At 36.9% G+C, this 14,026-nt stretch carries 16 protein-coding genes; 9 read left to right on the top strand and 7 right to left on the bottom strand.

Features of this window, described 5'->3' with window-relative positions:
- The 3 genes from H7U22_RS23210 to H7U22_RS19305 all read left to right on the top strand — a co-directional run.
- The coding region (locus H7U22_RS23210) for an NAD-dependent epimerase/dehydratase family protein (protein WP_248284811.1) at positions 1-619 on the top strand (619 nt) is incomplete at its 5' end.
- Positions 620-1,177, top strand: coding sequence for a hypothetical protein (locus H7U22_RS19300; protein ID WP_187072980.1), 558 nt, complete (start codon positions 620-622; stop codon positions 1,175-1,177). It abuts the gene before it with no gap.
- 17 nt (positions 1,178-1,194) lie between these two features.
- A complete protein-coding gene (locus tag H7U22_RS19305) occupies positions 1,195-1,932 on the top strand; it encodes a tyrosine-protein phosphatase (RefSeq protein ID WP_187072981.1) in 738 nt (245 codons plus the stop codon).
- A gap of 120 nt (positions 1,933-2,052) precedes the next feature.
- On the opposite strand, the gene H7U22_RS19310 is transcribed toward H7U22_RS19305, so the two are convergent.
- Together H7U22_RS19310 and H7U22_RS19315 are read right to left on the bottom strand one after the other, a co-directional pair.
- On the bottom strand, positions 2,053-3,285 hold the full coding sequence (locus tag H7U22_RS19310) for an ABC transporter permease (protein ID WP_187072982.1): 1,233 nt from the start codon (positions 3,283-3,285) through the stop codon (positions 2,053-2,055).
- A gap of 134 nt (positions 3,286-3,419) precedes the next feature.
- Entirely contained in the window at positions 3,420-3,773 is a 354-nt protein-coding gene (locus H7U22_RS19315; RefSeq protein WP_187072983.1) for a HesB/IscA family protein, read from the bottom strand.
- 92 nt (positions 3,774-3,865) lie between these two features.
- Between H7U22_RS19315 and H7U22_RS19320 the strand changes: the two genes are divergently transcribed.
- The 3 genes from H7U22_RS19320 (at position 3,866) to dnaA (ending at position 7,938) form a co-directional block, all read left to right on the top strand.
- A complete protein-coding gene (locus H7U22_RS19320; RefSeq protein WP_187072984.1) occupies positions 3,866-4,396 on the top strand; it encodes a DUF7935 family protein in 531 nt (176 codons plus the stop codon).
- A gap of 116 nt (positions 4,397-4,512) precedes the next feature.
- Positions 4,513-6,060: an acyl-CoA mutase large subunit family protein gene (locus H7U22_RS19325; protein WP_187072985.1), complete on the top strand. Its 1,548-nt coding sequence runs from the start codon at positions 4,513-4,515 to the stop codon at positions 6,058-6,060.
- A gap of 447 nt (positions 6,061-6,507) precedes the next feature.
- Positions 6,508-7,938 (top strand): chromosomal replication initiator protein DnaA, encoded by a 1,431-nt coding sequence (dnaA, locus tag H7U22_RS19330; RefSeq protein ID WP_109930718.1) that lies wholly within the window; start codon positions 6,508-6,510, stop codon positions 7,936-7,938.
- A 101-nt stretch (positions 7,939-8,039) separates the two neighbouring features.
- On the opposite strand, the gene H7U22_RS19335 is transcribed toward dnaA, so the two are convergent.
- The 5 genes from H7U22_RS19335 to H7U22_RS19355 all read right to left on the bottom strand — a co-directional run bounded on the left by H7U22_RS19335 (position 8,040) and on the right by H7U22_RS19355 (position 11,073).
- A complete protein-coding gene (locus H7U22_RS19335) occupies positions 8,040-8,588 on the bottom strand; it encodes an NUDIX hydrolase (protein ID WP_187072986.1) in 549 nt (182 codons plus the stop codon).
- A 23-nt stretch (positions 8,589-8,611) separates the two neighbouring features.
- Positions 8,612-9,001 (bottom strand): hypothetical protein, encoded by a 390-nt coding sequence (locus tag H7U22_RS19340; RefSeq protein ID WP_187072987.1) that lies wholly within the window; start codon positions 8,999-9,001, stop codon positions 8,612-8,614.
- Positions 9,002-9,169: 168 nt separating this feature from the next.
- Positions 9,170-9,961: a TPM domain-containing protein gene (locus tag H7U22_RS19345; protein ID WP_187072988.1), complete on the bottom strand. Its 792-nt coding sequence runs from the start codon at positions 9,959-9,961 to the stop codon at positions 9,170-9,172.
- A gap of 3 nt (positions 9,962-9,964) precedes the next feature.
- Positions 9,965-10,408 carry a TPM domain-containing protein gene (locus H7U22_RS19350; protein WP_187072989.1) on the bottom strand — a complete coding sequence of 148 codons (444 nt, stop codon included), beginning with the start codon at positions 10,406-10,408 and terminating at the stop codon, positions 9,965-9,967.
- Positions 10,409-10,491: 83 nt separating this feature from the next.
- Positions 10,492-11,073, bottom strand: coding sequence for a LemA family protein (locus H7U22_RS19355; RefSeq protein ID WP_187072990.1), 582 nt, complete (start codon positions 11,071-11,073; stop codon positions 10,492-10,494).
- 185 nt (positions 11,074-11,258) lie between these two features.
- On the opposite strand from H7U22_RS19355, the gene H7U22_RS19360 reads away from it, so the two are divergent.
- The 3 genes from H7U22_RS19360 to H7U22_RS19370 are packed head-to-tail and all read left to right on the top strand — an operon-like array spanning position 11,259 to position 13,679.
- Positions 11,259-12,800, top strand: coding sequence for an NAD(P)/FAD-dependent oxidoreductase (locus H7U22_RS19360; protein ID WP_187072991.1), 1,542 nt, complete (start codon positions 11,259-11,261; stop codon positions 12,798-12,800).
- Between the two features lie 33 nt (positions 12,801-12,833).
- Positions 12,834-13,301, top strand: a complete 468-nt coding sequence (locus H7U22_RS19365) for a DinB family protein (RefSeq protein WP_187072992.1) — start codon at positions 12,834-12,836, stop codon at positions 13,299-13,301.
- An 18-nt stretch (positions 13,302-13,319) separates the two neighbouring features.
- Positions 13,320-13,679 (top strand): CoA-binding protein, encoded by a 360-nt coding sequence (locus H7U22_RS19370; RefSeq protein ID WP_187072993.1) that lies wholly within the window; start codon positions 13,320-13,322, stop codon positions 13,677-13,679.
- Positions 13,680-14,026 lie beyond the last annotated feature (347 nt).

Here is a 14,026-nt window from a genome sequence, read left to right on the forward strand (position 1 = left end):
CGTTACCGAATCGGCACCGATTAAAAAAGCCGAATCGCCTTACGGAAACACCAAACAGATTGCCGAAGAGATTCTTGAGGAAACAACTGCGGTAACGCCAGACTTGAACGTAATCGCACTGCGCTATTTCAATCCGGTTGGCGCACACGAAACCGCACTGATCGGAGAACTTCCAAACGGAGTTCCGGCCAACCTGGTTCCATTTATTACACAATCGGCCATTGGTAAACGCGGACCGATTACGGTTTACGGAAATGATTACGACACTGTCGACGGTTCTGCAGTTCGCGATTACATCCACGTTGTGGATTTGGCCAAGGCACATGTTGCTGCGGTTAAGCGGATGGAGGAAAAGAAAGCGGAAAGCAATTATGAGGTCTTCAACATCGGAACGGGAAAGGGATCATCTGTACTGGAAATTATTTCCGCTTTTGAGAATACAACAGGAGAGAAACTGGATTACAAAATCGGCCCTAGAAGGAGCGGAGATGTAGAAAAGGTTTACGGTGATGTTCAGAAGTCGAACGATGTACTGGGCTGGAAAGCAGATCTTGGGATTGATGAAATGATGAGATCCGCTTGGGAATGGGAGAAATACATCAAAGCGAATCCATTTTAAATGAAGCTAGCGGAGCACAAGGATTTAAAAGTTGCCATAACAGATCTTCCTATCAAAGAAAAAGATAAGTTGTTGTTAAGGCTTGTTGCTAAAGATAAAGTGCTTACGGAACACCTCCATTATAAATTGTTGGAAAGTGAAATCGACCTAGAAGACAGAAAAGAAAAGATAAAAGCAGAAGCTGAAGCGCAAATCTCTGAACTTAAAAAGCTAAATGCTAAAGAAGCATTGGTTAAAGTAAGGAAGATGATTACTTCGGTAAATCACTTTTATAAAGTTACCAAAGATGTTTTAGGAGAAGTAGAACTGAAGATTTATATTTTAAACATTATCCCGATAGAATACAAAAGATCTATTTTTGGCTATCGGGATTTTGGTTTTTTATTCTCAGCATATTACATTAAAACGGTTTCGGTTACCATAAATAAATTTAAAAAATTACACGAAGATTTACAATTCGATCTTTCGGAAAACTTAAATCATTTGTTAGACAGGATTTATTCTTCTAAATTAGCCAATGAAGCTGAGGCATCAAATTTGCCAAAGGAAATAAGTTAAGCTAAGATCCCGTCGTTATGTTCGGACTATTTAAAAAGAAAAAAATATTACCCGAATTTAATTTCTCAAATATTGGAACAGATATGCACTCGCACATCCTTCCCGGTATTGATGATGGCGCACAAACCATAAACGATTCTTTACTTTTAGCGAAAAAATTTAAGGCACTTGGTTTTAAAAAACTCATCGCTACGCCACACATCATGGCAGATTATTATCGAAATACTCCAGATACAATCAAGAGGGCTTTAGATGTTTTAAGAAAGGGTTTACAAGATATTCAGCTCGATTTAGAAGTAAGTGCCGCCGCTGAATATTATCTTGATGAAACGTTGGAAAAAAAGGTACGACAAAAGGAAGTGCTCACTTTTGGTAATCAATACTTACTTTTCGAGCTATCTTACATTAATATCCCTCAAAACTTATTCGATTTTATTAAAATTATGCAAGATGCGGGTTACAAGCCAGTTTTGGCGCATCCCGAGCGCTATCCGTATTTTTATAGTTCAATTGAGAATTATCAGCAAATAAGAGAAACAGGCTGTTTGCTTCAGCTCAATTCTATTGCCTTGACAGGTTACTATGGAGCGGGAGCAAAAAAAACCGCAGAGGAAATGGTCGAAAACCATTTGGTAGATTTTATTGGGAGCGATATGCATCATTTAAAACATGCAACTGCTTTGGAAGACAGCTTAACAACTTCCGGAATGCATCAATTACTTACCCAACATCAGTTGAATAATGTATTGCTATAAACTCCTAAATCCCCTAAAGTGGACTTTGAATTTCTATAGCTTGTACATTGTTTAATTTCTAGTTTATTTTGCCATTGTTATTTTCAATCTTGCTTTTAGCTCCCCTTTAAGGGTTTGGGGTTATTCGTATCGTAATGCCTCTACAGGGTCCAATTTCGATGCTTTCTTTGCAGGATAATAACCAGAACCTATTCCAACCAATACGCACAAAATGAAGCCGCCCAAAATAAACAACCACGGGATAATGAATGAACCTCCCATAGCTAAGGATATTAAGTTACCGAGTAAAATCCCTAGAAATATTCCCAGTGCTCCACCCATTAAACAAATCACCACAGCCTCAATTAAAAACTGGCGACGGATAACTTGAGGGTTTGCTCCAATTGCTTTACGGATTCCAATTTCTCTGGTTCTTTCCGTAACCGATACGAGCATAATATTCATCAGTCCGATTGATGCACCAATTAAGGTTATTATTCCAATTGCAACACCGCCAATGGCAACGAAAGCCAAGTTCTCAAATAAGGTTTGCGCAATTGCATCACTTTTTGTAATCTCGAAATTGTTCGTTTCCCCAACTTTAACCTTACGGATATTTCTAAATAAGGCTGTCGATTCACCAATAATATTTTCCTGAATATCATTATTCGGAACCATAACGGTTATGGTATAAGATGGATTTGCATTCGCATTAATTTGCTTAGCCTTTAACAATGGAACATAAACAGCTCTATCTCCACTAAAGCCCATGCTAGATCCCTTTTTTGCTAAAATACCGACAATTTTAAAACGATTATTACCTACATTAATCAGCTTATCCATTGGATCTGCGCCTTTAAAAAGCTTATCAACAACTTCACCACCAACAATACAAACATTGCTTCCAAGCTGAATTTCGGATACGCTAAAGTTTCTTCCTTCAGATAAATTTAATCCTTGAGAGGCCAAGCCATTTTCATCAATACCTTGAACATTAATATTTGGATTGGTTTTTAAACTGCCAAATTTTACCGTAGAACCTCCACTTGCAAAAACACTTACGGCAACAGTTGCTGGCGTATTTAGGCTATCTTTAAATCGAACAGCATCTTCGTATCTAATTGATTTGAAAGGTTTTGGTCTTTTTCCTTGTCCGCCGATTCTAATTCCAGTTCCACGATTTCTTATGGTAAATGAATTTGCACCCATACTACTAAAAGCCTCGGTCATACTTTTCTTAACAGCATCAAGCGTAGTTAAAATGCCCACTAAAGCCATTAAACCAATGGCAATAATTAAAGCAGTTAACATAGTACGAAGTCTATTGCCCTTAATCGATTCTAGGGCAAGCCTGATGTTTTCTCTGTAATTCATTTAAGCGTTTGTATGAAATGGTTCGTTTTCAGCAATAAGATTAATTAAGCCTAAACTTACATATCCTATAAAAATAAAAAAAGTCCCGATGTTTAGACAAGGGGACTACTAGATATGTTACAATATTATTTTCTTTATGCAGAAAAACTGGTGCCACAGCCACAAGTGCTGGTTGCATTAGGATTTACAAAAGTAAAACCACGAGAGTTTAATCCATCTTGCCAATCGATCATCATGCCCATAAGGTACATTTGATGCGCTTTGTTCATGAAAACTTTAATTCCCTCAATAAAATATTCCTGATCTCCATCTTTTCTTTGATCGAAACCTAAAATATAATTCATACCAGCGCAACCTCCGCCTTCAACCCCAACACGCAATCCGTAATCCTCACCAATCTCCTGCTGATCCTTTAATTTATATAACTCTTTTGCTGCTCCTTCTGAAAAAGTAACCGGTGCAAATGCTGTATCAACTGTTGTGCTCATGTTATTTAAATTTTAACTGTTACAAATATAAATAATAATGCACATTTTTGCTTTTATCTACACGTTAATATTACCGTAATTAAACAATACAAATGAATACCCAACAAATCCTAATTGATATCGTTGTCTTATTTTTAGGCGTTTTTCTAGCCCTATTCGCTATTTATTACTTATTAAAAAATGATATCCATCGTTTCTTTAACTTAAAAAACATCGAATTAAATAAAGAAAGTAGAGCCCATTTATTGCCATTGAGGTTACAGGCGCATGAAAGGCTGATTATTTTTACCGACAGAATTAATCCGGCAAACCTACTTGTTCGTCTTCACCAACAAGGAATTGGAATTTCGACTTTACAGGCGGGAATTTTAAATGAGGTTCGCTCAGAATATCAGCATAACATTACGCAACAACTTTATATTGATAGTATAACTTGGAATGTGGTTCGGAAACTTAAAGAGGATACCATTGCGATGATTAACAATGCGGTTAAAGGATTGCCTGCTGATGCGAATGGAATAGAATTAAGCAAAGCAATTTTACAGCACATGGCCAGTATTGATGAAAATCCTTACGATTTAACTATTGAATTGGTTAAAAAGGATATTCAGAAATTGTTTTAATGAACTAACTGCTTAAAAGATTAATCGGTTAATTGTTTGAATTGGTTAATTGTTCGGTGTATAGCTCTGCAAATAACTAATTAAACTTGAACAAATGACCAATGAACTAACCAAACATGAGCGATAAAAAACATACCACCACATCTGGGATAGAGATAAAAGAGCTTTACACTTCTGCGAAGCCGATGGAAGAAAAACCAGGCGAATTTCCGTTTACCAGAGGGATTCAGAAAGATATGTACCGCGGTCGTTTATGGACAATGAGGCAATATGCTGGTTTTTCTACTGCTGAAGAATCTAACAAAAGGTATCATTATTTATTGGCACAAGGTACAACGGGGCTATCAGTCGCTTTCGATTTGCCTACTCAAATTGGTTACGATTCCGATCATGAAATGTCTGACGGTGAAGTGGGAAAAGTTGGTGTTGCCATAGATTCATTAAAGGATGTTGAGATTTTGTTTGATGGCATCGAGCTGAAAAACATTACCACTTCAATGACAATTAATGCAACGGCTTCTATTTTGTTGGCGATGTATATTGCCTTGGCAAAGAAGCAAGGTGCAGATTTAAAGCAAATTTCTGGAACGATCCAAAATGACATTTTAAAGGAATACGCAGCGAGAGGCACTTATATTTATCCTCCAAAACCATCGATGCGCTTGATTACCGATATTTTTGAATATTGTAGCAAGGAAGTTCCGAAGTGGAATACGATTTCTATTTCTGGCTACCACATTCGCGAAGCAGGTTCTACGGCAGTGCAGGAACTGGCTTTTACTTTAGCTAATGGCAAAACCTATTTAAAAGCAGCTTTAGATAAAGGATTAGATATTAATGTTTTTGCTAAGCGATTATCGTTTTTCTTCAATTGCCACAATAATTTTTTTGAGGAAATAGCAAAGTTTAGAGCGGCGAGGAGAATGTGGGCCAAAATTACAAAAGATTTAGGCGCAACTGATGATAAAGCACAAATGCTTCGTTTTCATACGCAAACCGGTGGGTCTACCTTAACCGCACAACAGCCATTAAATAATGTAATTCGGGTAAGCAATCAAGCCATGGCGGCGGTTTTAGGCGGAACTCAATCTTTGCATACCAACGGATATGATGAAGCACTTTCACTCCCTACAGAATCTGCTGCAAAAATCGCCTTGCGTACCCAACAGATTATTGCCTTTGAAAGTGGTGTAACAGATACTGTTGATCCTTTGGCGGGTTCTTTTTTTATAGAGAACCTTACAGATGAAGTAGAAACTGCTGCTTGGGCCTATATTGATAAGATAGATGCGATGGGTGGATCGGTAAATGCGATTGAAAGCGATTACATGCAAAATGAGATTTCTAATGCTGCTTATCAATATCAAACTGAGGTGGAAAATGGAGATCGAGTTTTAGTTGGCGTTAATAAGTTTACTCAGGCAGAAGAAGGGATTACAGAAGTTTTTAATGTTGATGATTCTATCCGTAAACTACAAACCCAAAAACTGATTCAGTTAAAAATTGAAAGAGATAACATTGCCGTACAACAAGCGTTAAAATTAATAGGAGCTGCAGCCAAAACAGACACCAATTTAATGCCCCTTATTATTGATGCTGTAGAAAAGTATGCAACATTAGGCGAAATTGCCGATGTTTTGAGAGATGTTTTTGGAGAATATTAATTGGCCGATGCTTGGCTTGTAGAATTTTGCTTGAGAAATAGTAGCACAGCTTTTATTTGATAAACGGGATGGGAGCGACAGCTTTTTATTTGTTTGGTTGTAAAAGCTTTGATTTCAGCTGATTTGAAGTTTAAACAAATGCAAACTACAGCAAACAGCCCGACTAACATTAATAATGGCTTGGAATTTGCTTTTCTATCTCTGATTCGAAATAAAGGGCTAAAAGGGTGATAAAACGATTTTATTGTGGATAACCAATGTTAAGAAATAGTTATCCACACTAAAAATTCAGGTTAAGCGTGGTAGGTTACTGCTTATGAATACGTTACAAAATAATTGAAATTTTTGTTTCAAATGTTGATAATTTTGTCAATATTCGTAGTCCCGAAACGGACCATCCCGTAAATTCGAATCGGCACTGAAAACCAATAAATTATAGAAATCGCAATGGAAAAAACTTGTACTGAAGTGTGGAAGAACTGTCTTCAAATTATTAAGGATAACATCCCGAACCAAAGTTTTAAAACCTGGTTCGAGCCAATAACAGCCCTTAAGTTGGAAGGTAAGGTTTTAACCATTCAAGTACCGAGTTTGTTCTTTTACGAATGGCTTGAAGAGCATTATGTAGGCTTATTACGTAAAACAGTAAAAAAACAACTTGGAGAGGATGGCCGGTTGGAATATAACATCGTTGTAGATAAATCATCTAATAGCGGTAATCCTTATACTACCAACATGCCCTCAAACGGAAATGGGGCAGAGGCAAAGGTTCAATCCATGCCAATTCCTGTTTCGATAAATAAGGACATCAAAAATCCTTTCATTATTCCTGGATTAAAGAAATTAAATGTAGATCCTCAATTAAACTCTAATTATACTTTCGAAAATTACATTGAAGGAGATTGTAATCGTTTGGCCCGTTCTGCGGGTTATGCTGTAGCGGCGAAACCAGGTGGAACATCTTTTAATCCATTAATGATTTACGGTGGAGTAGGTTTAGGAAAAACGCACTTAGCACAGGCCATCGGTAACGAGATAAAACGCAGTATGCCAGATAAACTCGTAATTTACGTAAGTTGCGAAAAATTCTGTCAGCAGTTTGTTGATTCATTAAAGAACAATACCATTAACGATTTCGTTAACTTTTATCAGGCAATGGATGTTATCATAATGGATGATGTGCACAATTTTGCTGGTAAAGAAAAAACTCAGGATATTTTCTTCCATATTTTTAATCACTTGCATCAATCAGGCAAACAGGTTATTTTAACATCTGATAAGGCACCAAAAGATTTAGCAGGTTTAGAAGAGCGTTTATTAAGTCGTTTTAAATGGGGCTTATCTGCAGATTTGCAAATCCCAGATTTAGAAACTCGTATCGCCATTTTAAGAAAGAAAATGTATGCTGATGGTATTGAGTTACCAGGAGAAGTTGTAGAATACGTTGCACATAATATTGATAACAATGTTCGTGAACTTGAAGGTGCAATGGTTTCCTTACTTGCTCAAGCTACTTTGAACAAAAAGGAAATCGATCTGAACTTGGCTAAGCAAATGCTAAAAAACTTCATCAAAAATACTTCAAAAGAGATTTCGATGGAATATATTCAGAAATTGGTTTGCGAATACTTCGAGGTTCCTGTTGATATGGTTAAATCTCAAACTCGAAAAAGAGAAATTGTTCAGGCTCGTCAAATTTCAATGTATCTTTCTAAAAGCCACACAAAATCATCATTAAAAACGATTGGTGCTTTCTTTGGCGGTCGCGATCACAGTACCGTAATCTATGCTTGCCAAACCGTAGAAGATTTAATCGATACGGACAAAAAGTTTAAAGCTTACGTGCACGATATTCAAAAGAAATTAAAAATGAGCTAAAAGCTTAAATACTAAAGATAAAAGCCTTGTAAAAAAAAAGTTCCCGGATGTTAAATTCGGGAACTTTTTTGTATCAATTAATTTCTTATCAACTAGATCAATTAATTTTCTTCTACCTCAGCCAATCCATAAAGCAAAGCTGCTACATGTAAAGCCTGGGCAATCTTATTATCCTTTATTAATTGCTTAACTTCTTCAATGGAGTATTCTTCAACATTCAAAATTTCATGCTCATCTAAATGTTGCTCATGAGTTTTTACGCCACCAGTTAAAACGTAAGTAAAAGTTTTATTGTTTGATGTGGCAGGATTTGGATAAAGTTCTGCAACAAATTTGCAGGTTTTAAAGCTGTAACCCGTTTCTTCCAAAAGTTCGCGTTTAATGGCATATTCCGGTTCTTCATCACCATCAATTACGCCACCAGGTACTTCTAAAGAAATAATGTCGGCAGCATGGCGATATTGGCGCACCATAATTACTTTTCCTTCTTCTGTTAAAGCGATGGCATTTACCCAATTTGGATATTCCAAAACATAATAATCATCTTTAATAATTCCACCCTGCAACTCGCAAGTATCAACCCTTAAAGTTGCCCATTTCTCTCTCACTAAATATTTAGAGGCAAGTTTTCGCCACTTCTCTATAATCATCTATAATTGATTTTTTATTAATTCTAGTTTAAATACTGTTGGATTGTTTTCTGGCGATGCAAATTCACTAAGTGAACAATTTTATGCTTATCTGCCAATTGTTGATAAATCAGATTAAGTTTTGGAGCAATAATTTCGTTCCTGCGCTCACTCACGCCAAGTTCGTAATATAAAAACTCACTCAAAGAATCGAGCTTTTCCGGAGAAAGATCATTTTCATTCAGCCAATTTTCAAATACTAATGGATTGTTAGAAAGTAGTATTTCTTGGGGAAGCACGAAACTCAGTTCCATCGTTTCATTAAAAATACTTTCAGCTTCTTTAAGTTTGCCTTCTAGTTTTAGTCCCATTATTCTGGCCAAAACCTGAGCTAATTTCTGAATCTCTGCCGTGATTAAATCTTTTCTGTACACAATTGCTGTTCAATTAATTTATTATAAAAGTTTGGATGTATGTAACACTCAAAAAAGAAATCTTTCCAACCTAATGACTAATGACTAATGACTAATGACTAATGACTAATGACTAATGACTAATGACTAATGACTAATGACTAATGACCAATGACCAATGACCAATGACTACCAACTTCCGCTAGAACCTCCACCACCGAAACTTCCACCACCAAATCCTCCGAATCCACCTCCGCCACCAGAAGAACCACCGCCAAAGCCTCCACCTCCCCAGCCACTGTTTCCACCTCGGCCACCGCCTCCGCTTCCGAAAAGCATTGCCCAGAATAAAGCGTTTGAAGCACCTCTTCCGCCTATAACTTCACTATTTCCGCCTCCGCCTTTTCTCATAAATATAATAATGATCACCACAATAATAATGATTATAGCAATGCTTCCAGAGCCACCCTTTTTGCCAGCTGATGTTTTTGGGTTATCATTTTTATATTCTCCCTTCGTATATTTAATTATTGATGTTGTGCCGGCATCAAGTCCGCCATAATAATCGCCATCTTTAAAAAAGGGCTTAATATCGTTTTCAATAATTCTTTTGGAATAAACATCTGGTAAGGCACCTTCAACCCCGTAACCGGTTTGGATCGATATTTTGCGATCTCCAACAGCCACAACAATCATAATACCGTTGTTTTTGCCAGTTTGGCCAACGCCCCATTTCCTGCCAAGTTCTACAGCATATTCATTTATATCGTAATCGCCAACCGATTTTAATATCGCTACAGCTATTTGAGTAGAAGAAGAATCATTAAAAGCAACAAGTTTAGTTTCTAGTGCTTGTTTTTGTGTTGATGAAAGTACACCCGAATAATCATTAACGAGTGTTGTCGGTTTCTCAGGGAAATCTTGCGCAAAAGCAAATGCAAAAATTAAGCTGAATATTGATAAAAGGAATAATTTTTTCATTGCTTATTTTTTATCCTGATTATCCATGTAAACAATATCATTTGGCAACTCATTAATATCTCCCGTTTGATAAGGGAAAAACAAGGCCAATTTTTCTCCCGCTAAAGATACACCTGCAACAATCCCATCTGCCAAATCGCCTTTTGCAAAGTGCGCTTTCATGGCAACTTTCGTGGTTTCCCAAAAATTATCGGGCACAACTTTATTAATTCCAGCGTCGCCGATAATTGCAAATTTATGATCGGCATGTGCCAAATAAATCAATACACCATTGCGCTGTGCGGTTTTATCCATATCTAATTTTGCAAAATACTCTATTGCTCTTTCATAAGGATCTCCAGGGCAATGTTTATCTATGGCAATTCTTATTTCACCAGAAGTTGCCTTTTCTGCATCCGAAATGGCCTTGGCTACCTTATCTTGTTCAATTTCTGAAAATAACGACATGTTTTATTTTATATGAAGTAAAAAGGGTAATAAGTGTTCAATTAAATAAACACTCATTACCCTCAAATGTTATCTTAAGAATGTTAAAACTCTACTTTTGGTGCATCTTTGGCAGTAGCATCAGCTTCAAAATAGCCTTTAGCTTTAAAACCAAACATTCCTGCGGTTAAGTTAGTTGGAAACGATCTTATTTTTCCATTATATTCTTGTACAGCATCATTAAAATCTTTACGTGCAACCGTAATCCTGTTTTCTGTACTTTCCAACTGAGCCGATAAATCGCTGAACTGTTGTGTAGCCCTTAATTCTGGATAAGCCTCTGTAATAGATAGTAGTTTACCCAAAGCTTGACTTAACTGACCTTGTGCCGCTTGGTATTTTTGAATGTTTTCTGGAGTCAAATCATCCGCTTTAACCGTCATTTGTGTTGCTTTAGCTCTCGCTTCAACAACGGCAGTTAATGTTCCCTGCTCAAATTTTGCTGCACCTTTTACAGTACTCACCAAGTTTGGAATTAAATCTGCCCTACGTTGATATTGAGTTTGTACAGTTCCCCATTTAGATTTTACATTTTCATCAAGTTTAACCATGCTATTGTATCCGCATGAACTTAAGGTGCTAACTGCAATTACAGCAGCTAAAATTCCAAATACTAATCTTTTCATTTTTATGGTTTTTGTTTTTAAAGTCAAAATTGAATTATGGTCAATTTACAAATTAGATATCAAATTGTATGCCTTTGTTACATTTTGTGAAAATCTCTGCCACTTTAGGTAAAGTCTTACATATATTATCATATTTATAATTTTGATGTACCTTTGTTTCATTCAGGATAAAAACCTGACGGACCATGCAAAAAGAGATCGAAATAACATTGCTCCCAAATCAGGTTGAGGAAACTGAGGTAATCAACCAGAAACTAGCAGAAGCCTTAAAGCTTCCAGAAAATAGAATCAAAGGTTACGAAATTCTGAAACGCTCTATTGATGCCCGCTCAAGAAAAGTTATATTTCGTCTACAAGTTAAAGTCTTTATCGACGAAGAGCAAGTCCTCGAAATCCAGAATGTAAAATATCAAAATGTAAGTAATGGCAAGCCAGTCCTAATTATTGGTGCTGGACCAGCTGGTTTATTTGCCGCCTTACAATGCATCGAAAACGGATTAAAACCAATTATTATTGAACGCGGTAAAGATGTAAAACAGCGTAGAAGAGATTTAGCAGCAATAAATAAAGAAGGAGTAGTAAATACAGAATCTAATTATTGTTACGGTGAGGGAGGAGCAGGCACCTATTCTGATGGTAAACTCTACACGCGTTCTAATAAGCGTGGCGATATTAATAAAGTGCTTCAGGTTTTTGTAAGCCACGGTGCCGAGCAAGATATTTTAGTTGATGCACGCCCACATATCGGCACAAACAAACTTCCTCAAATCATTACGTCGATAAAGGATACAATATTAAATGCCGGCGGAGAAGTGATGTTCGATAGCCAAATGACTGACATCCTCATCGATTTTGGTAAAATAAAAGGCATTGAAATTAATTTTGAAGATAAATTATATGCCGATCATATTATTCTTGCCACTGGTCACTCGGCCAGAGACGTTTATGAATTATTAAATAAAAAGAATATTTTAATCGAAGCAAAGCCATTTGCTTTAGGGGTTCGGATAGAACATCCCCAAGAAATTATCGATTCAGCTCAATACCATTGCGATATCCGATCAGAATTTTTACCCCCAGCCTATTATAGTTTGGTAGAACAAGTTGGTCCTCGTGGCGTATTCTCTTTCTGTATGTGCCCTGGCGGTATTATTGCACCATGTGCAACCGGCGAAAACGAAATTGTTGTAAATGGTTGGTCGCCCTCAAAAAGAAATAATCCTTTTGCAAACTCTGGTACTGTTGTTCAAGTTACTTTAGATGATGTTCAAGGCTACGACCCGCTTAGGATGTTAAATTTTCAATCTGAGATAGAAAAACTGGCTTTCGAAGCTGGTGGCGGTAATCTTGTCGCTCCCGCACAGCGGATGATGGATTTTGTAAACAATAAACTATCTATCGATTTACCCAAAAATTCTTATCTGCCAGGAACAAAAAGCGTTATGCTCGATAATATTTTGCCAAACTTTGTATCCGAAAGCCTTCGAGCGGCTTTACCTTTATTCGGAAAAAAAATTAGAGGCTATTACACAAACGAAGCCATATTGGTAGGAGTGGAAAGCCGTACCTCATCTCCGGTACGAATCCCTCGAGATAAAGAAACTTTTCAGCACCCTCAAGTTAGTGGCTTGTACCCTTGTGCAGAAGGAGCAGGCTATGCTGGTGGAATTGTATCAGCAGCAATTGATGGAATAAACTGTGCAAACGCAATATTGGCAACCAGCTAAAAAACTTTACATCACCCAATTTGTTATTTCAATATGATTAACATTACAAACGAAATCCAGAAGGCTTTTAATGGCGATGCTTGGCATGGCAATCATGTTATGCAAACGCTCAATAATGTAAAACCAGAGAATGCCTTCGAACATTTTATTCCCAATGCGCATTCTATTGCAGAAATCGCATTGCATTTAACTAGCTGGACAGAAGAAGTAACCTCTAGATTATTAGGAAATTTGTCTGTTGAGCCAGTCTTAGGCGATTGGCCTATTCCAGAAGAAAAAACGGCCCAAGCTTGGGAAAAAATTATATTCAATTTTAAAGTAGCCAACGAAGAATTAATCCGTCTCTGCGAATCTATAAAGGATAGCCAATGGAATGAAAATACGAATGACGAGAGAAATCCAGCCTTGGGTACTGGCGTTACTAATATTGAATTAGTAAATGGCTTAGTTCAACATCATTCCTATCACTCTGGTCAAATTGCGCTCTTATCAAAATTTTAATCCCCGAAATTCTATACTATGAAAAAGACACTCATTATAGGTGCATCTCCAGATCCATCAAGATATTCATATAAGGCAGCCCATATGTTAAAGCGTTTTAATCACGATATCGTTAACGTTGGAATTAAAAAAGGTGAAGTCGCCGGAATCGAAATCGAGAAGCCCGAATTAATACATCATGATATCGATACCGTAACCTTATATATAGGTCCCGCTCTTCAATCACAATATCATAACTATATATTGGAAACCAAACCAAAACGCGTAATTTTTAATCCGGGTACAGAAAACTATGAGTTGGAAAAACTTTTAGATCAAAATGGCATCGAACCAATTGAAGCATGTACGCTAGTGCTTTTAAGTACAGGACAATATTAAAATATTTAGAAAAGCAGGGCCTGTACTACTATTATTTGGTAGTCCCGCCCTCTATTTCAAATCCTCAGCTCATACTTCGCTTGCGGGTTTTCCATTCAAGTCGGGTTTATTTAACTTCTTTCAGAATAAAAATTTATGCTTCGGTTTTCCCACCCTAAGTAAAAATCATCCAAATCCCTCTTTAATGCCTTTCCCAAAATTATAAAATTAATTTTTTTCTTAGTGTAAATCATACACTTACGTTTTTCTCTGTATAATAACTTGCGGATAGTTTGCAATGGCGGTTATTTTTTCTACTTTTGCATCCCGCTTCGGAGGAGACGGTTAGTGAGGGAGAGGAGATTGGG

Source organism: Pedobacter fastidiosus (assembly GCF_014306625.1).
Classification (GTDB): Bacteria; Bacteroidota; Bacteroidia; order Sphingobacteriales; family Sphingobacteriaceae; genus Pedobacter; species Pedobacter fastidiosus.